The 19,662-nt window shown below is 61.3% G+C and carries 16 protein-coding genes; 12 read left to right on the top strand and 4 right to left on the bottom strand.

The window, feature by feature from the left end:
• Nucleotides 1-2: 2 nt before the first annotated feature.
• From G5S37_RS19120 to G5S37_RS19065, 12 genes are all read left to right on the top strand, one after another.
• Nucleotides 3-1,868 (top strand): VWA domain-containing protein, encoded by a 1,866-nt coding sequence (locus G5S37_RS19120; RefSeq protein WP_206026059.1) that lies wholly within the window; start codon nt 3-5, stop codon nt 1,866-1,868.
• Between the two features lie 3 nt (nt 1,869-1,871).
• Complete coding sequence (locus tag G5S37_RS19115) at nt 1,872-2,831, top strand: radical SAM protein (protein WP_165206050.1); 960 nt, start codon at nt 1,872-1,874, stop codon at nt 2,829-2,831.
• Nucleotides 2,832-2,862: 31 nt separating this feature from the next.
• The gene (locus G5S37_RS19110) at nt 2,863-3,447 is read left to right on the top strand and encodes a hypothetical protein (RefSeq protein ID WP_165206049.1); all 585 of its coding nucleotides are present in this window, start codon (nt 2,863-2,865) and stop codon (nt 3,445-3,447) included.
• The gene (locus G5S37_RS19105) at nt 3,444-4,775 is read left to right on the top strand and encodes a capsule biosynthesis protein CapK (RefSeq protein ID WP_165206048.1); all 1,332 of its coding nucleotides are present in this window, start codon (nt 3,444-3,446) and stop codon (nt 4,773-4,775) included. Before G5S37_RS19110 ends, G5S37_RS19105 begins: the two co-directional genes overlap by 4 nt.
• Nucleotides 4,772-5,356, top strand: a complete 585-nt coding sequence (pnuC, locus tag G5S37_RS19100) for a nicotinamide riboside transporter PnuC (RefSeq protein WP_165206047.1) — start codon at nt 4,772-4,774, stop codon at nt 5,354-5,356. The genes G5S37_RS19105 and pnuC overlap by 4 nt, the downstream gene beginning before the upstream one ends.
• A gap of 4 nt (nt 5,357-5,360) precedes the next feature.
• On the top strand, nt 5,361-6,395 hold the full coding sequence (locus G5S37_RS19095; RefSeq protein ID WP_165206046.1) for an AAA family ATPase: 1,035 nt from the start codon (nt 5,361-5,363) through the stop codon (nt 6,393-6,395).
• A 76-nt stretch (nt 6,396-6,471) separates the two neighbouring features.
• Nucleotides 6,472-7,830 carry an SWIM zinc finger family protein gene (locus G5S37_RS19090; protein WP_206026058.1) on the top strand — a complete coding sequence of 453 codons (1,359 nt, stop codon included), beginning with the start codon at nt 6,472-6,474 and terminating at the stop codon, nt 7,828-7,830.
• A complete protein-coding gene (locus tag G5S37_RS19085) occupies nt 7,827-9,383 on the top strand; it encodes a DUF5691 domain-containing protein (RefSeq protein WP_165206044.1) in 1,557 nt (518 codons plus the stop codon). The genes G5S37_RS19090 and G5S37_RS19085 overlap by 4 nt, the downstream gene beginning before the upstream one ends.
• 449 nt (nt 9,384-9,832) lie before the next feature.
• Complete coding sequence (locus G5S37_RS19080) at nt 9,833-10,912, top strand: AAA family ATPase (protein ID WP_165206043.1); 1,080 nt, start codon at nt 9,833-9,835, stop codon at nt 10,910-10,912.
• A 29-nt stretch (nt 10,913-10,941) separates the two neighbouring features.
• Nucleotides 10,942-11,304, top strand: coding sequence for a hypothetical protein (locus G5S37_RS19075; protein ID WP_165206042.1), 363 nt, complete (start codon nt 10,942-10,944; stop codon nt 11,302-11,304).
• Between the two features lies 1 nt (nt 11,305).
• Nucleotides 11,306-13,687: a DUF5682 family protein gene (locus G5S37_RS19070; protein WP_165206041.1), complete on the top strand. Its 2,382-nt coding sequence runs from the start codon at nt 11,306-11,308 to the stop codon at nt 13,685-13,687.
• Nucleotides 13,688-13,804: 117 nt separating this feature from the next.
• Nucleotides 13,805-14,995: a VWA domain-containing protein gene (locus G5S37_RS19065; RefSeq protein ID WP_165206040.1), complete on the top strand. Its 1,191-nt coding sequence runs from the start codon at nt 13,805-13,807 to the stop codon at nt 14,993-14,995.
• A gap of 176 nt (nt 14,996-15,171) precedes the next feature.
• Here the strand turns inward: G5S37_RS19065 and G5S37_RS19060 are convergent, their stop codons facing one another.
• From G5S37_RS19060 to G5S37_RS19045, 4 genes are all read right to left on the bottom strand, one after another.
• A complete protein-coding gene (locus G5S37_RS19060; RefSeq protein ID WP_165206039.1) occupies nt 15,172-15,624 on the bottom strand; it encodes a hypothetical protein in 453 nt (150 codons plus the stop codon).
• Between the two features lie 76 nt (nt 15,625-15,700).
• Nucleotides 15,701-17,167 carry an FAD-binding oxidoreductase gene (locus G5S37_RS19055; protein ID WP_206026057.1) on the bottom strand — a complete coding sequence of 489 codons (1,467 nt, stop codon included), beginning with the start codon at nt 17,165-17,167 and terminating at the stop codon, nt 15,701-15,703.
• Between the two features lie 129 nt (nt 17,168-17,296).
• Nucleotides 17,297-18,838, bottom strand: a complete 1,542-nt coding sequence (locus G5S37_RS19050) for a Fic family protein (protein WP_165206037.1) — start codon at nt 18,836-18,838, stop codon at nt 17,297-17,299.
• Between the two features lie 275 nt (nt 18,839-19,113).
• On the bottom strand, nt 19,114-19,647 hold the full coding sequence (locus G5S37_RS19045) for a YrhB domain-containing protein (protein WP_165206036.1): 534 nt from the start codon (nt 19,645-19,647) through the stop codon (nt 19,114-19,116).
• Nucleotides 19,648-19,662 lie beyond the last annotated feature (15 nt).

Below are 19,662 nucleotides of genomic sequence, written 5' to 3'. Positions count from 1 at the left end.
TCATGGCCACCAAACCTCCAGACATCCACACACTCCGTGAGCAATGGTCCGCGGCGTGGCCTGCGGCCCTGGAGGCGTGGAGCAAGTTCACGCGCTTGCGGCCTCCGCTGCTCTGTCTCACTGACAGGGAGGCGCAGGCGGAAGGACTCACGGGAAGCTTTGCCATGATTCGCCTCGTGGATCAGGCCATCGTCGTGAGCCTGCCGGAAGTGATGAAGTCCCGGGTGCACGACTTTGCGCTGGAGGTGCTGGCGCATGAGATAGGTCACCACGTGCTGGCCCCTGCGAATCTCACGGACCATGCGAGGATGATTGCCCGCATGCGGAAAGGACTGCCCACGCTGGAGATGCATGCGCCCATGGTGGCGAATCTTTACACCGACCTGCTCATCAATGACCGTCTGCAGCGCAGTGCGGGACTTCGCATGTCGGTGGTGTATCAGATGCTGGCAGAGGGTGGCTCCTCGGGAGAGGTGTGGAAGCTGTACCTCCGCATCTATGAAATGCTGTGGAGTCTGCAGCGAGGCTCGCTCGGAGCGCGCTTCCAGGATGATGTGCTGGAGGGCGACGCCCAGCTCGGTGCGCGTCTCATCCGTTCCTATGCGAACGACTGGATGCAGGGCGCAGGGAAATTCGCCGCGCTGCTGCTGCCGCATCTGCTGAAGGACAAGATCTCGGCGGATTACTTCAAGCGGTGGCTGGATACCGGCAACGCCGCTTCCGGTGGCGTGCCCGATGGCCTGAGCGATGTCGAAGATGGAGAAGGCGACATCATACACCCCGCGCAAGATCCCTTCCTCACTGATTTCGATGACGACCTGGATGAAGACACGGAGGCCGGGTCGAAACCGCCACCTCTGCCACTGAAGGCGACCAAGCAAAACTCGGGACAGGCGCGCCAGCCTTTTGAGTATGGGGAGATCCTGCGTGCAGCGGGAGTGAATCTCAGCGATCACGACATCGCTGTGCGCTACTACCGCGAGCAGGCGTTGCCGCACTTGGTGAAGTTTCCCACACGCTCCGCGCCAGAGTCCACGGATCCTATTCCAGAGGGATTGGAGACTTGGGACTTCGGCGAGCCCCTGGAGAATCTCGATGTCTTCCAAAGCATCATGCGCAGTCCGAAGCTCATTCCCGGTGTCACCACGGTGCAACGTGTGTGGGGCACGGAGGTGGGCAAGGCGCCGGAGAAGATACCGATCGATCTCGACCTGTACGTGGACAGCTCCGGTTCCATGCCAGACCCGCAGCGCTTCATCTCCTACCTCACCCTCGCAGGGGCCATCATGGCGCTCTCCGCCTTGCGTGTGGGGGCGCGAGTGCAGGCCACGCTGTGGAGCGGGAAGAACCAATTCACCACCACCGGGGGGTTCGTGCGGGATGAGTCCGCCATTCTCAAGGTGCTCACCGGCTACTATGGAGGCGCCACGCAGTTTCCGATTCACGTGCTGCGTGAAACGTATGCCATGCGTCCGCGTGATGCCCGGCCCGCGCACATCCTGCACATCTCGGATGAGGGCATCAGCACCATGTTTGAGAAGGACGAACAAGGCGGGGATGGCTGGGACATCGCCGCGCGCGCGCTGGCCGTGGCGAAGGGAGGCGGCTCCATGGTGCTGAATCTGGTGGAAAACTGGCGCACTGTTTCGGGCTGGGGAAATTCGCACCAGATGATCCAGCAGGCCGAGGCCCAGCAAGGCTGGCTCGTGGCGCGTGTCTCCACGTGGGAAGACCTGGTGGCGTATGCGAAGGAGTTCAGCCGAAAGAACTACGGTGATGCTCCGCCGAAGATGCCGTTGCGTTCGCGTGCGCCTGCACGCGCCTCTGCGTCGAAGCGGACGACGCCTCCACCTCTGCCTCCCACGTAAACCATGCTCGTCGTCGTATGGAGAATCACCGGGAGGTGCCCACTGCGCTGTCCCTTCTGCGCGTACGGCATCGACGCGCCGCGACTGCATGGTGATGCGGATGAAGCGCAGGTACGTCGCTTCAGCAAGGTGCTGGCGGAATATCAACAACACACAGGGCAATCCGTGCTGGTGAGCTGGCTCGGGGGTGAGCCGCTGCTGTGGCCTGCGCTACCGTCGCTCAGCAGGCATCTGGTGCATGACCTGCATCTCAAGGTGAGTGCCACCACGAATGGCATGACGTTGGGCGCTGCCTCCGTGCGCGAGCATCTCGCGGAGTGTTATGCGGAGCTTACGCTGAGCATCGATGGCTTTGCGCCCTTCCATGATCGCATGCGTGGATGGCTGGGTGCGTTTGAGCAATTGCGAGAGGGAGTCCATGCGCTCGCGGCCATGTCCCCGCGACCGAAGTTGCGCGCGAACACGGTGCTCATGCGGGATAACATTTCTGACTATCCCGCGCTGTGCCATGAGCTCGCGGAGTGGGGGATGGATGAGCTGACCTTCAACCAGCTTGGTGGGAATGACCGGCCCGAGTTTTACCCGCCACACCGGCTGCGCATGGAGGATGTGGACTGGCTCACGCAGCAGTTGCCCATGCTTTCGGCATCGCTGCAGGGGCGTGGGGTGTGTTTGAACTGTAGTGCCGGGTATCTGGAGCGCATTCGTGCAACCACGCTGGGCAGACCGCTTCCGGTGGAGAATTGCGAGCCGGGCACACGATTCCTCTTTGTGGACGAAATGGGACATGCTGCTCCGTGCAGTTTCACCACTTCCGGCTATGGTGTGCCCGTGGATGAATTGCGCACCCCTGCCGACCTCCTGCAACTGCCGCTGCGCTTCGCGGAACAACGCCGCGCGAAGACGCACTCTGCCTGTCTTGACTGCCGCAGCACGCAGGTGTTTCACAAGTTCGCGGCATGAATGAACTTTACGATGGAGGATTGACTGAACGATGAAGAACGAAGGCCCAGCCCTGGAGTCGCTGCTCCGCCGTCTCGCGGAGACGCCGGATGATTTTCTTGCGGAGCCTCGCATCGGCAGCGCGGGGAAGGTGCACGTGGCTGCCGTGGTGCATGACTGGCTTGCGTCCCTAGGAGTGCAGGTGCCGGCGTCCACGTTGAAGGCCTTTGAAGTGACGGATGCCAAGACGCATCGGAATCGTCTCAGCATTTCGCTACTGTTGGCGTGGCTGCTTTCGTCCCCGTGGTTCCGTCAGCCGGGCTTCGATGCCACGCAAGCCTTGCAGGCGCTGATGGATGCTTCGCAAGAGTTGTCACCCTATGTGGCTTCGAAGAAGTTTGTCACGGAGCCGGACCGTCGTGAGGAGCTGGCGCGTGTGGCGCTCGCGCGGCTGGACCTGCGTCCGGAAGGTGAGAGCATGGCGCAAGCGCAGGACCGACTGGTGACCATCAGCACCTCGGAGCGTTTGCGTGTGGTGAAGGCCGCGCAGGCAGCCGAGCAACGTGCACGCGCCATTCGTGAAGCGCTGGCGAAGAAAGCGGCGGAGGAATCTGCCGACAAATACACCCGCGAATGAACGACCCCAATCCCACCGAGGCCGAGCGCTATCCCACGCTGAGCAAGGAGGGGCGGCGCATGCTGCAATTCCTCCGCGAGCATCCCAGCGCGCCGATGTTCCGCAATGAAAGCGGAAATCGTCTCAGCGCACAGGACCTCGACAGGGTGCGTGCTTTCGATGACGAGGTGCGCGCGCAACCTGCGGGCTGGCCGAAGGGCGAGGCTCCGGGGTGGCGGCAGGACTTTGTGCGGCGGTGCCTGGAGCAGGTGCCGTTTTACCGGAAGTATGGCTCGGAGCCTGCAGCGTTCGAAGACCTGCCCACCATCAGCCGGGCGGACCTGAGCCGGGATATCGCGGCGTTTGTGCCGGATGATGTGCCGATTGATCAACTCATCAATTTCCGCACGAGCGGCACCACGGGACACCCGCTGTTGCTGGCCTCGCATCCCATCGTGGCTGCGAGTTATCTTTCGTATCACAGGCAGGCGCTGCGTCGCTTCGGCATTGAGCTGAGTCATGGAGCAGGGCAGGTGAGTGTGGTGCTGGTGGGGTATCAGCAGAAATGCTTCACGTATGTCTCCGTGACTCCCATGCTCGGTGAGGCGGGATTGGCCAAGATTAATTTGCATCCCAACGATTGGCGAAACCTGGATGACCGCGCCGCGTATCTGGATGCATTGCATCCGGAGCTCTACACGGGTGATCCCATCTCCTTTGCGGAACTCATCAAGCTGCCGCTGCGCACGCGGCCGCGTGCTTTGATTTCTACGTCGATGGCTTTGCTCCCCGCCTTCCGCGAGGAACTGGAGCAGCACTTCGGCTGTCCGGTGCTGGATCTGTATTCCATGAATGAAGCGGGACCTGTTGCGGCGCGTTATGGCGAGGGCCATGTGCTGCTGCAGCATCGCATGTATGTGGAGGTACTCTCGGAAGAAGGAACTCCCGTGCCTGAAGGCGAGCGGGGTGAGGTGACGCTCACAGGCGGCTTCAACGGATGGCTGCCGCTGCTGCGCTACCGCACGGGTGACTATGCAAGTCTGGTGCATTGCGAGGGTGAGTGGCACCTGCTGGGACTGGAAGGGCGGCCTCCGGTGACCTTCCGCGCGGGCGATGGCACGATGCTGAATAACATCGAGGTCACGCATCGCCTGCAGCGTCTTCCGCTGGTGCAGTGGACGCTGCACCAGGCAAAAGATGGCCCGCTGCATCTGCGCTGGAGTGGCTCTGGAGTGCATGAGGGTGAGATACGCAAACCTCTCGCAGAGCTCTTTGGCGCCATGCCGTTGACGCTTGAGCGTGTAGACAGCTTTGATGGGAAAGTGGTGCAATACACCACAGAGGCATGAGTACCTGGGAGATTGTCGCCAATTGTCTGAACCTCGCCTCCGTCCTGCTGGCCGGGCGCAACAGCGTGCACACGTGGTGGCTTGGCATCCTGGGCTGCGCTGCGTTTGGCTGGGTCTTCTTCGGCTCGAAGCTGTATGCAGATGTCACGCTGCAGGTCTTCTTCATTGTGGCGAGTGCCGTGGGCTGGTGGAACTGGAAGAAGGGGAATCAAGGTGCTGAGCTGCCCGTGCGCAGGACGCCGCTGCCGTGGTTCGCCGTGTGCGCACTCATGGCCATCGTGGCCGCGGCGGGTTATGGTTGGGTGTTGCATACCTTCACGGATGCGTGGGCGCCCTTCATTGATTCCCTTGTGCTGGCTTTCAGTGTGCTCGCACAGTTCTTGCTCATGGGCCGCCGCATTGAGAACTGGCCGTGCTGGCTGGTGGTGAATACACTCGCGGTGCCGCTCTTCATCTCTCGTGGGCTGTACCTGACGGCTGGGGTGTACACGCTCTTCTGGATTAATGTCTGGGTCTCCTGGTGGCACTGGCGGAAACTGCTGCGCGCCCAGGCTGAATCATCATTTCAAGTGGCCGCGTGATTGCATGAGCCGCCGCTTCGCCACAGGACTCGTCGTCGGCAAGTTCGCGCCGCTGCATCGCGGACATGAACTGGTGATTCGCCGTGCTATTGAAGAGTGCGAGCGGGTCTACATCCTGAGCTATTCGAATCCCGAGTATCCAGGCTGTGAACCAGAGCGACGCGCGCAGTGGCTGGCGAAGCTCTTCCCGCAGGTCGAACGGCTCGTGGTGAGTGCTGAGAATTGCGAAGCGCTGGGGCTCGGTCCCATGCTGCACAATGACGAAGACTCGGAAGAGTCACACCGCGACTTCGTGGCGCGTGTGTGCGAGGAGGTCTTTCACTCTCGCGTGGAGGCGGTGTTTGGCAGTGATGCCTATCTTGAGCCCTTCGCAGAGCATCTCACGCGGTGGTTTCGCTGGCATCAGCCGGGCCATGCCGGTGTGCAAGCGGTAGTGGTGGATACGGCACGCGAGGTGATTCCCGCGAGTGGCACCTTTGTGAGAGAAGACGTGCACGCCAGCCGGCATCTGCTCTCACCCGTAGTGTATGCGGATTTTGTGAAACGCATCTGCCTGCTCGGTGGTGAGTCGAGTGGCAAGACAACCTTGGCCCGGGCGCTCGCTGCCGAGTGGCACACGGCATGGGTGCATGAGTATGGTCGTGAATACTGGGTGGAGCGCGGAGGTGTGCTGACATTCGATGATCTCACGCACATCGGGCAGGAGCAGTGCCGTCGTGAAGAAGCTGCGGCTGGAGGCGCGAACCGTTATCTCTTCTGCGATACCTCGCCGCTGACCACGCTTTTCTACTGCCAGCATGAGTTCGGCAGCGCCTCGCCTGATCTGATGGCCCTTGCGAATCGTCCGTACGATCTCACGCTGCTGTGCGCACCGGATATTCCCTTTGACCAGGACGGCACACGCCAGCCGCCAGAGTTCCGTGCCCTGCAGCATGCGTGGTACCTGCGTGAGCTGGCGGAGCGAGGTGTGCGCTACACGCTTATTCAGGGGGACGTTGCCGAACGCCTCGCGAGCGTGCAAAAATTGCTTTGCGATTGAGTGGGTCACAAATTCCTCACACATTTCCGCACATCGGCATTGCCAAAGCGGGCGTGTTATTCTCCAATCGGCGCGCGTGCTTACCACGGAACAAATACTGGCATTGTCACCGGACGATTCTTCGGCGAAAGCGGCGAAGGGATTGCTCGCTCCGGCGAAGTGGCCGACCCTTGGATACGATGAAACAGCCATCTGGGGGGAGTGCCAGGGCAGTGGGTCGAAGCCGTATCAGGTGAGTATTGACGTCAGCGGGCCGACTTTCAAATGCACCTGTCCGAGCCGCAAGTTCCCCTGCAAGCACGGTCTTGCTCTCTATCTGCTGCTTGCCCAGAAGCAGAGTGCCTTCACTGCCACGGCACAGCCGGCGTGGACCTCCGAGTGGTTGAGCGGGCGCAAGGATCGCGCGGAGAAGAAGGCGGAAAAAGAAGCGGCCAAGGAAGCTGGCATCGTTGCTGCACCGCCTGACCCTGTGGCTGCTGCGAAGCGCGAGGCGAAGCGCCTCGACCGCATGCTAACCGGCGCGAAGGACCTGGAGCGCTGGCTGGCGGACCTCATCAAGCATGGCATTGGGGAGTTACCCACGAAGCCATCTTCCTTCTGGCGCGATGCGGCGGCACGGTTGGTGGATGCCCAGGCGTCCGGCCTCGCGAATGGCGTGAAGCAAATGGAATCTCTCGTGAACAGCGGCGCGGGGTGGCCGGAGCGGCTGATAGCACATATGGGACGTGTGCAATTGCTCATCGATGCGATGTCGCGCCTGGAGGAACTGCCGGAGCCGCTACGCGCGGAAGTGCGAGCCGCGGGTGGCTGGCCGATGGAGCGCGAAGAGGTGCTCGCGGAGGGCGAACGCGTCACGGATGTCTGGATGGTTTGCGGCCAGAGTTTTGAAGAGAACGAGCGTCTTTGGGAACGCCGCGTGTGGCTGAAGGGCACGAAGACCGTACGTCACGCCCTATTGTTGGATTTCTCCCACGGACAGCGCCGTTATGAGCAGGGCTTTGTGAATGGCACCTCCTTTGAGGCGACACTGGCCTATTTCCCGGCAAATCATCTCCTACGTGCTCTCCTGGTGGACGCACCTCGCATGACGCAGACAACGGCGGGGCAAGCGTTCGCCGCGACTTCGTGGGACGCGGCGCTCGATGAAATCTCCGACGCCTGCGCGCGCAACCCCTGGCTGCAACGTCTGCCGCTCGGACTCGCAGAAGCCATCCCGGTCTATCATGAAGGGCAGTGGACCGCTCGTGATCCTGCAGGCCGTGAAGCACGCATGAGCATTTCTGCGGATGACGCATGGGAACTCGCCGCGCTCAGCGGTGGCAGGGCGATGACCATCTTTGGCGAATGGAATGGGGAGCAGTGGCGGCCTCTCACCGCGTGGACAAAGGATTCGTCCCAGGTCGCGTGGACGGAAACCGTGGTGACAGCATCATGAGTACGAACCCGCTGCATCTCCTTTCCTCCGCCGCGCTCATCGGCACGGATCGTCGTGCGCCGGAGTGGCCTGCCTTCGAGGGCGAACTCGGGGCGCTGGTGCAGCAGGTGTCTGCTGAGGCTGCGAATGGACAGACCTTCCTGCGCGTCGCGGGAGTGCTTGGCGCGTGTCATCTCGCGGGAAGGAATCAACCCGTGTCTTCACGCGAAGCACCTGCCATGTGTCCCGAGGAATCGCTGAGGGCGATGCACGATGCTCCCGTGGTGCAGGCGATCACGGGCATCCTCACGGATGGACCCATGCGTCTGCAGGCAGAGGCGTTTCAAGTGCTCGCGAAGCATGGCTATGGCCTGCCACATCGCCTTCTGCCGAAGGCGCTGGATGCAGGACGTCGCAGTATTGTCCTTCGTGAAAGCCTGCTGCCGGTACTGGGACAGCGTGGTGCCTGGCTGGCGGCACAGCAGGCGGATTGGGGCTATGCTGCGGGAGCCAACTCGGACAATCTCGCGGAAGAATCGTGGGAACACGGCAGCCTGGATCAGCGGAAGCTGTTTCTCCGGAGGCTGCGCCCCGTGGACGCGGCGCGTGTGCGCACCCTGGTGCAGCTCGCCCTGCCGGTGGAGGGAGCGCGTGAGCGAGCCGCTCTCCTGGAGGAGTTGCGCCCCGGGCTCTCGCTGGAGGATGAGGTGGTCATCGAGCCTGCGCTGAAGGACAAGAGCAAGGAGGTGCGCGAAACGGCTTCCCGTCTGCTCGGCGCGATGCCGCAGTCGCGTTTCACGCTGCGCATGGCCGCGCGGCTGGATGCGTGTTTGAAGAGTGAGAAGAAGTTCCTGCGTGGGGAGGTCATCACCTTGGATCCACCTACCTCCCATGATCTGGAGTGGAAGAATGATCTCATCAGCGAGACGCCGCCCCAAGGCTCAGGCGTCGGCCAGCGCGCATGGTGGCTCATGCAAATCACTTCTCGCGCGCCGCTCGGCTGGTGGGTCGAGCGCCTGGGGAAAGATCCCGCGGAACTGATCGCATGGGCGAAAGGGACCGAGTGGAAGGATGCTTTGATTCGCGGCTGGGCGGAAGCGCAGTCCCTGCAGATGCTGCCCGAGTGGTCCCAAGCCATGCTGGAGGCGGAACTCTACGAAGGCACGGCCCTGAACCCCTTCGACCTGCTGCTTTCCCTTCCGGTGGCAGAGCGCGAGCGGCTGTACGTTCCGCTGCTCACTTCCCATCTCAAGGCGCAGCACTCCGTGATGAGTGGCCCGTTGGAAAAACTGCTGCAGACCATTCCTCCCGGCGGGACCATCGCCTCCACAGAGGTGGGACGCGGGCTTCTACGTGCCGTGCGTGAGCGCATCCACGGCGGCGCAGCGCAGTATGAGTGGCAGCTTCGCGTGCCGCTGGTGGAGCTGGTCTGTGTGTTGCCACCTGCACTGCTCGATGAAGCCGTGGCGGACTGGGACCTGCAACGCCCCGAGGTCATGCCTTTCGCCGAGGCCGTCGCCCGGCTCAGTGTGGTCGCAGATCAACGTAAACTACTGCACGCACTGCGGCCATGACCTTCGCCAGACTTCCATCTCCGATTGTTTTGATCTGTGGCGCGCAAGCTTCTGCTGCTTTCGCCCAAACCCTCTGGCCTAGCCGGCGTTTGAGTTTCCCTTCCAGCGAAGAAACAAGAACAAACCTGCCACTAGAAGCAGCGCTCCCGCAAACCCGCCAAAAAAGCCGGGTTCTCCGTAGTGCTCTTGCAGCAGCGCTCCAACGAACAAGGCCGCAGTGAACAAGATGAGTACGGTAAGCATTTCTATCGCGTTCATGGGCAACTCAACCACGGTTGATTGTCTACGGAGTACCACGGAGGTAGCCCATGCCTCGTGGGCTGCAAGAAGTTTGGGGCTGACAATCCTTCACAGACCCTTTTCTTCGACATCCACCTCGTCGTAGTCACTAACCGGCAACATCTTAGATTCACGTTCTCGAACAGGACCCTGACCCATCCCATTCTTCCATGACTGAAAAACTCCGACTCCATGCCGAGCAGCAATATGCTGAGGAACTCGCGGAACTCCGCAAGGCGGACACGCGCGAGCGGCCCACCCATTGGGAACTCTCTCCCTGGTCCGTGGTGACCTACCTCATGGGTGGAAAGCTGGACAATGGATTCGAGATCTCGCCGAAGTACATCGGCAGCCGCCGCCTCATGGAGATTGCCGTGTCCACGCTGGCCACGGATCGGGCGCTGCTGTTGTATGGCGTGCCGGGCACGGCGAAGTCCTGGGTATCTGAGCATCTCTCCGCCGCCATCTCGCGTGACTCCACGCGCATCGTGCAGGGCACGGCGGGCACCAGTGAGGAACAGATGCGATATGGCTGGAACTACGCGCAACTCCTCTCGAAAGGTCCCTCGCTCGAAGCCCTCGTGCCCAGTCCGCTGATGCGCTCCATGGAGGAGGGGCGCATTGCGCGCATTGAGGAACTCACGCGCATCCCTGCGGATGTGCAGGACACGCTCATCACCATTCTCTCGGAAAAGATGCTGCCCATTCCCGAGCTGAATACACAGGTGCAGGCCACGCGCGGGTTTAATGTCATCGCCACGGCGAACAATCGCGACAAAGGCGTGAATGAACTTAGCAGCGCATTGAAGCGGCGCTTCAACACCGTCATCCTTCCCGTGCCTTCCTCGGAGGAGGAGGAGATTGCCATCGTGACGAAGCGTGTGGCAGAGATGGGACGCGCGCTGGAACTGCCAGCCGAGCCGCCGGCGCTGAAGGAAGTGCGCCGCGTGGTGCAGATCTTCCGCGAGCTGCGCACCGGTCAAACGGCCGACGGCAAGACCAAGCTGAAGTCACCCACCGGCACGCTCAGCACCGCGGAGGCCATCAGCGTGCTGAACAGCGGGCTCGCGCTCGCTTCGCACTTCGGCGATGGCACGGTACGCGCGGGAGATGTCGCTTCGAGCATCATCGGTGCGGTGGTGAAGGACCCGGTGCAAGATACCGTGGTGTGGAAGGAATACATCGAGACCGTGGTGAAGGAGCGCGATGAATGGAAGGACCTCTACCGCGCTTTCCGTGATGCGGATTGATAGATGGATCTCTCTCATCGAATGACGCAATGACCGCGGCAGTTTGTCTTAAATGTGGTGTGATGAAGTTCGGGGCGTGGACGCCGTGCCCGGAGTGCCGCTATTCGCCAGAGACAGAAGAAGAGAGGGAGAAGTCCATCCTGGCATCGGATCACAATCTTTCGAACAGCGAGTTGAGAGCGGTATCTCGGATGGTGATGGCTGGCAGGAAGATTAATTTTGTGTCGGAGCGGGGAAAGCTCGTGGTTGAGGACATTGATCAGGTCAAGGAGAGCCTGAAGGACAGGATCTTGTTCGCATGGCGTCAGGGCAAGCTGAGACGGGGCCTGGGATGCTTGGCGATCTATATTGTCATCATCATTCTCCTGATTTGGGGCAAAAAAATTTGGTGATATGGGGGCACAAACGAAATTCTTTGGCATCCGACATCACGGCCCCGGCTGTGCTCGCTCGCTCCTGCGTGCGCTTGAGGAGACGTCTCCGGATTGCCTGCTCATTGAGGGACCGCCGGAGGCGGAGGCCGTGCTCAGCCTGGTGCTGGATGGTGAGATGGAACCGCCTGTTTCGCTGCTGTGCTATTGCCCGGAGGATACCTCACTCGCTTCGTTTTATCCCTTCACCGTCTTCTCGCCAGAGTGGCAGGCGGTGAAGTATGGCCTGGCAAAGGGAATTCCGGTGCGCTTTATCGACCTGCCGCAGGTGCATGATCTGGCACTGCGGAAGGAGGACAAGCTTGCTGTGACTATGCCTTCGCCCGAGAGTGGTCCGGTGGAATCGGAAACACCCGAGGCGGCATCGGAAGATGCCATGCCGACAGAGAATGCGGTGGCAGGGGAGGAAAAGAGCGAGGATACCGGGGAACCCGAGATGGAAGACCCGGGACTTGATCCCCTCGACTGGCTGGGACGTGCTGCTGGTTATGATGATGGCGAGTCCTGGTGGAATCACCTCGTGGAAGAGCGTCGTGATGGCGATAGCGCGGGTTTGTTCGCGGCCATCCAAGAAGCGATGACCACCGTGCGCACGGATGTGCCGCGCCGCATGACTGAGCGTGCTGCGCGTCGCGAGGCCCTGCGGGAGGCTCACATGCGCAAGTGCCTGCGTGCCGCGGAGAAGGAGGATTTCAAGAATATCGCGGTGGTATGCGGTGCATGGCACGTGCCTGCACTCGCCACCATGCCTGCGGCGAAGGCGGACAACGATCTGCTCAAGGGACTGCCAAAGGTGAAGGTTACTGCGACCTGGGCACCGTGGACGTATGGTAGGCTCACGACCGCGAGCGGCTATGGTGCCGGTGTGCTCTCTCCAGGTTGGTATGAGTTCCTCTGGAAGTGTGACACTCAGGATGGGGGAGCGCGAGCCATCGGCTGGATCTCGAAGGTGGCGCGTCTTTTGCGCGAGGAGGACATCGATTGCTCCTCCGCGCATGTCATCGAGGCCGCACGACTCGCGGAGACGATTGCTGCCATGAGTGAGCGACCTCATGCGGGCCTGGGTGAAATCAACGAAGCCATCCGCGCGGTGATGTGCATGGGTGAGTCCGGACCGCTGGCGCTGATTCATCGCAAGCTGGTGGTGAGTGAGCGCATGGGGCGTGTGCCACCGGGCGTGCCTGCCGTGCCGCTGCAGCAGGACCTCGAGAAGCAGCAGCGCAGCCTCCGCATGAAGCCCGAGGCGCCAGCGAAGGAGCTCGACCTCGACCTGCGCAATGAAAATGACCTCGCGCGCAGCCACCTGCTGCACCGGCTGAGCCTGCTGGGTATCAAGTGGGGTGAAGTGCGGGGCACGGGCCGCTCTGCGAAGGGCACCTTCCACGAAGTGTGGCAACTGCAATGGCAGCCCGAGTTCGCCATCAGCATCATCGAGGCTAGTCGCTGGGGGCAGACCATTGTGGATGCGGCCGCCGCACTCGCGCTGGACAAGGCGCAGAACGCTGGCTCGCTGCCCGAGCTCTCTGCGCTGGTGGATCGCGTGCTGCTGGCGAATCTGCCGCAGGCGATTGCACAAGTGACGCAGGCATTGGAGAACTTTGCCGCCGTGGCGGGCGATACTTCCCAACTGCTTGATGCCATCCCGCCCCTCGCAAATATCTTCCGCTACGGCAACGTGCGCCAGACCGATGCCTCACTCGTGGGTCACGTGCTGGATGGACTCGTCTCACGCGCCTGCATCGGGCTCAGCGGTGCGTGTGCTTCGCTCGATGATGATGCCGCTGCCGCCATGCGGAAGCGCATTCTCGGTGCGCATCAGGCCATTAAGCTCATCGGCAAGCAGGAGCATCTGGAAAACTGGCTGCCCGCCTTGGGGCGGATTGCCGTGCTCGATGGTTCACACGGCTTGGTGGAAGGGCTCGCCGCGCGCATCCGTTTTGACGAACGTGCCGATGATTTGGAACTCACCGAGCAGCGCATGAGCCAGGCGCTCTCTATCGGCCACGATCCCGCGCCCGCCGCTGCCTGGCTGGAAGGGTTCCTCCAGCAGAGCGGCATGGTCCTGCTCCATGACGACCGCCTCTGGCAAACCGTGAATGGCTGGGTGGCCTCCCTGCACGAGGAGCATTTCACACGCATCCTCCCTCTCGTGCGCCGCACCTTTGCCCTTTTCCCAGGGACCGAGCGTCAGCAGCTTGGCGAGCGCGCGAAGCAGCGTGGCGGTGGGAGTGCCAGCACCGGTGCCGCACATGCCGCTGCCACTACCGACCTAGACTGGAATCTCGAACGCGCCCAGAAACCCATCCCGGTGCTGCGGCAGATTCTCGGTCTCCCTTCCCAGTAATACACACCACTCCTGATACACCACGCCATTCCAGTCCCAGACATTCCGCAGCGTCCTCCAAAATTAGTGTCCTATTAGTGCTCATTAGTGGTTTCTAAAGCCCGCCTCCTTCCACCTATGACTTCCCCTGCCACCATCTCCGACACCGAACGTCAGCGCCGCTGGCGGCTCATCCTCGGCGGCAGCGCGGAAGGCGCGTGCGGCGGCCTGGCGGGCGATGACCTCGAAATGGATAAGGCGCTCTCCGCTCTCTATGAGCCGGACGGTGGAGGTGGATTGAACTCTGGTCCGCGCCGTGGTGGCACGGAAAAGTCCGCACCGAAAGTTGCGCGCTGGCTGGGAGACATCCGGAAGTATTTCCCTTCCAGCGTGGTGCAGGTGATGCAGCAGGATGCGCTCGACCGCCTAGGCATGCGGGAGATGCTGCTCCAGCCGGAAATGCTGGAGGCCGTGCAGCCGGATGTGCATCTGGTGGCCAGCCTCATCTCGCTGAACCAAGCCATCCCAGCGAAGACGAAGGACACCGCACGACTCGTGGTGCGCAAAGTGGTGGAGGATCTCATGCGCCGGCTGGAGGAGCCCATGCGCTCCGCCGTCACCGGCGCGTTGAATCGTGCCGTGCGCAACCGCCGCCCGCGCCTTGCCGAGATCGACTGGAACCGCACCATCCGTGCAAACATGCGGCACTATCAGGAGGAGTATCACACTATCGTCCCGGAGACGCTCATCGGCTATGGCCGCAAGGCGCAGAAGACGCAGCGGGACATCATGCTGTGCATCGACCAGAGCGGCTCCATGGCGGCCTCCGTGGTGTACTCCAGCATCTTCGGCGCGGTCATGGCCTCACTGCCTGCGGTGAAGACGCAGTTGGTAGTCTTCGACACGGCCGTGGTGGATATGACAGAGAAACTGGATGACCCGGTGGAGCTGCTCTTTGGCACCCAGCTCGGCGGAGGCACGGACATCAATCGCGCGGTAGGTTATTGCCAGAGCCTCGTCGCGAAGCCGCAGGAGACCATTCTCGTGCTCATCAGCGACCTCTACGAGGGTGGTGTAGAAAAGAATCTGCTCCAGCGCGCCGCGGAACTGGTGCAGTCTGGCGTGCAGTTCATCACCCTGCTCGCCCTCAGCGATGAAGGCGCTCCAGCGTATGATCAAGCGTTGGCAGCAAAGCTGAGTGCTCTGGGCGTGCCGAGCTTTGCCTGCACCCCAGACAAGTTTCCCCAGCTCATGGCTGCTGCGATACGCAAGGAGGACATTGCGTTGTGGGCTGCACGCGAGGGGATGGTGGCTACGCGTGGAGTGTAAGGGGGCTCCAGCGAGCCCAAGGGGAGATGGGAGTAGTCGCGTGCACTGGATTCAACACAGCGCCGAGCGGAGCGAGACGACTGCGAAGCAGCCCGAAGGGTGAGGACGGCAGGACGAATCAAACACAGAGGCGCAGAGAAAACTTCGGAGACTGAAACTGAGAAGTGCCGTTGCAGTCACGAGACGTTCGCACCGGAAGCCTTGGGTGTTTTCGACTTCACCGCCACCAGCCACACCCACGCCGCCAGTACAAAGTGAAACCAGATGGGAATGGTGCCGCCGAACCAGCGCTCCTCCGGCATGGTGATCATGCGGTAGGTGTAGCGGAACACCATGGACCCTGCGTACAGAGCCGCGAAGAGATTCAGCCGCCAGCGCACGGTGGCGCTCACCACGCAGAAGTGCCCGCTACGCCGTGCCGTGTCCACATTCACCACGGTCATGAACATGAGCAGGAGAAGCTGCGAAAGCACCAGCCAGGGATAAGGTAGCAGGCCTGAATACCATTCCTTCCACTCGGGTAGCATGGGAGCTCCTGGATAGATGCCCACCAGAATCTGCCCCATCACTCGCGCAAGGAAGAGCGCGGTGCAGGTCCAGAGGAGAGTGATGCGGAGGGAATGGGACATTTTAGTAATCAGCAGGTCAGTAGTCAGTAACCGATAGAGATCTGGGGATACATCCATTTGAATACTGTCTACTGACCTACTGCTTACTGAATTCTTCCCTCCAATATCGATACCACTCACTCTGGAACCGCTCCTCCGGATCGTAGTGTTTCTTCAGCTTCAGGAACTGTGGGAACTGGGGATAGCCTTTGAGCATTTGTTCCTTCGTGGCCCAGCGATGGTAGGTGAGGAAGAAGTTGCCGCCGCGGGCCTGGGCTCGGTCGATGAGCCGGCGGAATTCGCCTCTGGCCTTCTCCACGCCTTCGGGGGTGTGCGTGACACGCAGATTGAAAACGATGCACGCGTAGTCATCTTTGGCCCAGGGGAGGAAGCTTTCGCCATCGCGCTTGATGAAGCGCACGGTACCGTAGATCACGTTGGTGTTGTGCTTGCGGAAGTCCTCGGCACTGGCGGCCATGAAGTCCTCCAGCAGGGGACGCTGCACATAGACTTCCAGAATCATGAGCGAGCCTGCGGGTACCTCTTTCGTCGCGGCTTGCATGCGCTCCTCATAGTCCACGTCGTAGTGATTAAACTGCGCGCGATCCAGCCCGTAGTACTGGCCGGAAGTCTTCTTGTAGTAGGTGGTGTAGTCGTTCCAGGCTTCTGCCTTGTTCGTGTGTGCCTTCACGATGAGATTGCGCCAGCGCTCCGGATTCAGAGAGAGCTGTGAGACTGGCATGGCGGTGCCTGGCGCGGCGGGCTTGTAGCAGGAGAAGACGCCCTCCTTCAGGAAGTTGTCGGACTTCTCATCGGGACAAAATTGGAAATCGCCGAGCACGAAGCCATCGCGAATGCGTTCTTCGATGCGTTGCGTGACGCCCGTGATGGGCATGACCTCCACCACGCGCTCCAGCTTGAGTCGTGGACGCAGGCGAATCTCCACCTCGGTGATCACGCCGAAGAGACCATAGCCACCCACTACCAGGCTGAAGAGTTCCGGCTCCTGCGTGCGACTGATTTTTCGCACCTTCGCGTCGGCATCGACAAGGGTGATGGATTCGATGTCCTGGATGAAAGGGCGCCACAGCAGGCCGCGGCCATGGATGTTGGTCGAGACAGCGCCGCCCAGGGTGAGTTCATCTGCCCCGGTTTGTTTTTGCGTGATGCTGAGGATGGGTTCCTTTCCTGCCTGCGCCTTTTCCAGGGCGTCCACCAGAGCTGGCCAGGTGATGCCGGCCTCCGCACGGGCGAGTCCTCGCTCTGCGTCCAGTGCGATGAATTTGTTCAGCCCACGCATGTCCAGATGCAGCGAGTCCTTCGCCCACTGCTGGCCGCCCATGGAGTGACGTGCGCCGGAGATGCTGATCGAGCGCTTCTCTTCCTTCGCCCGTTTCACGGCAGTGATGACCTCATCCACGGTCACGGGCTTCAGCACCTCTGCCACCGTGGTGGCATTGAGCCGCGAGTGGACGTCATTGAGCAGGAGCGGGGTGGCGGGGTCGGCGGTGAGCTGCTGGGAATGGAGCGGGGAGCCTGCCCCGGCAAATGCCAGAAGGGTCAATGCGAGAGCGGGAGGGCACCACCTTGGAGAAATCATGCGGGATATGAAAGCGTGTCCCGCCCGGCTGGCAAGGGGTCTCGGTGATGGTCCCGCCAAAAGGGAAGATGCCACCTCTGTAGGGTGTCTGCATCATCCCAGATGGCCTGGAGGATGCGCCCCCGTCCCATGGGAGTGCTGTTGCCCGGGGGGATGAACATTCCCACGAGTCCACTTGAGGGCATCACGCACAGTTTGCTGAGGGGGGCCTGGATGAGACTGTGAAGTACTCGAGGATGAGGAGGAAGACGGACCGGAATGCGAGTGTGACGTGCTGGAGGACGAAGTGGAGGGGCCCTCCTGTCCCTGCTCGATGGCAAGCTGGTGCCGCTGCATGATTCCCACGCTGCGCCGCACGGCGGTGCCCACGGTTTGGATGGCCTGATCCGGCGTGATGTTTTGCGTGCCCCCCTGGGGCTGGCCAAAGACGGCTAGATTGACCTCGGCGCTCGTATAGGACGCAGGTGGCAGTCCTCTGCTCTGTAGGATGGCGTCCGCCACGAGGCGACAGGTACGGCCATTCGCATCGTCGAATGGATGGATGCTCACCAGCTTCTGATAGGAGAGTCCCGCGAGCTCAATGGGGTCGCGGTGCTGGTTCTGCTCAAACCAGCGGACGTACTCTTCCATCATCTGCGGCACATGCTCGGGATAGGGATACTGCGAGCCGCCGCCGGCAGTCTCAGTCTTGTCCCGGAACTGACCGGGGGTGCCGTCATTCGCGGGCATGTTCTGATTCAGGATCCGATTGAGCCCCTGGATCTGAGCGAGTGTGATGGGCCTCCCTGAGAGGGCAATTTCCCTGGCACGGTCCGACGCCTCAAGCCAGTTTCGTGTGGCCTGATCCGCGCCACCTGCCTTTTCTCCGCCGCCGCTCTTTCCCTGGATGGTGTCGGAGCTGCCCATGCGAATGTGGTTAATCTCATCCTGCGACCGCTGGAGGGATGCCTCATCCATGTAAATGTGAAGCTCCAAGTTTTTGGCCTGGAGTTCCTCAGTCAACTGCCTCACCTCGCTGACGGTCTTGGGGTCGGGCTCACGAGCGAGGACAGTGGTCGCATCATCCCGGATGAATCGACCCATGTTCTGGCGCGCCCTGACAGCCACATCCACATCCGTAAGGCTGGATTGGTATTCCGGACTCCCGGGCAGTTTTACGATTTCGGTCCCAAAATCGCGACCTCGCCTGGTGGTTATCTCGGATTGCAGGTCACTCTGGAGGGTTAGCGCCGCCTGCCGCGATTCTGGCTGCACTCCCACGGTGCTCGCCTGCCGGTCGGCCAGAGCCTGCACTCTTTGCAACTGCGCAATCTGTTGATCGTTCGTGGCGCCTGAATAGGCCGAATATGCCCGCAACAAGCTGAGGCCGCGGTCGATTTCACGGTCAAAATTCCTCAGCGTGGCCTGCAGTTCCGCAGCCTGTGTGCCATCCATCGGCAGGGCTGCTACTCCGGCCCGGTAATGCTGCAGCACCTGCACTTCGCCCAACGTCCTGTCGAAGTTCAGTGCGAACCCCTCGGGCGTGCCCCTGGTGAAATCGGGAGGGAGGCGGTGGACTCCCTGAGTCGCCACCGTCATCAGGTTTGCTTGTGCGGAGGTGAGAGTCTCCCTTTCTGCAGCGGTGAGTTCGGGCATGGAAGTCGTGGGGCTGAGGTGAGTGGTCTGTGCGAAGGCCTGGAGAGGTGCTTTCCCATGCCTCTACATGAACACCCTGCCGGGGACACACCCGGTGTATGCTGCAGCGCAAAGTAGAGTTGGTGGGTGGATGGCGAAACGCGCTGCCACTCATTTTGCTCAATCACTCCGCGGAGTCGAGGGCTACGGAGAGGTAGTCTGCAAAATGAAGCGTGGTTCAAGAGGGGGACCGTTGGGGAGGGACCCACTGGCGGTGACGCAGGGGGCCGCGTCGTTTATTTCGGAACCAGTTCGGAGGGGAAGCCGACATGTGCAAAGCAAACTCGTACTTCCTCGGCTTGCTCTCGTGTGCCTATTCCGAAGGAGCGACTCTCACCCGTCAGCAGTGCATCTACGGTCCGCTTCGCTTCAGCCAACGAAATGGCCATGCGATCACGAAACAGCCGAACTGCGGCAGGAATGTCGGGCGAAGGAGCGTGCAACGTAAAGGAAAGGTGCCATACGGGCTCGCGATGGGGATCACCAGTAAGCTGGTAGTTCGACACGAAGTACTCAAGGCGGCTGTGTGTGCCGGTCTCATGCAGCTGTCCAGTGTGCCGGTCCACAAGAAGTGGAGCATTGCCAGCATAGGCTGAGCCGACCCTGCCGGTTTCCAGATATTCACGGTTCTGATAACAGAATACCCAACCGAAGTCGAAGGATGCAGTCGCTGAGTCGATGATGACACTCTCATTCGTGCTGCGCGCACTACGGTCCATCTCCCGCAGATGAGCAAGGGCAAGGATTCGTGCTTCTTGAAAGGTGAGCATTTCTACTGGAATGAT

Source organism: Roseimicrobium sp. ORNL1 (assembly GCF_011044495.1).
GTDB lineage: Bacteria > Verrucomicrobiota > Verrucomicrobiia > Verrucomicrobiales > Verrucomicrobiaceae > Roseimicrobium.
This window is presented reverse-complemented; position numbering and strand designations above follow the sequence as displayed.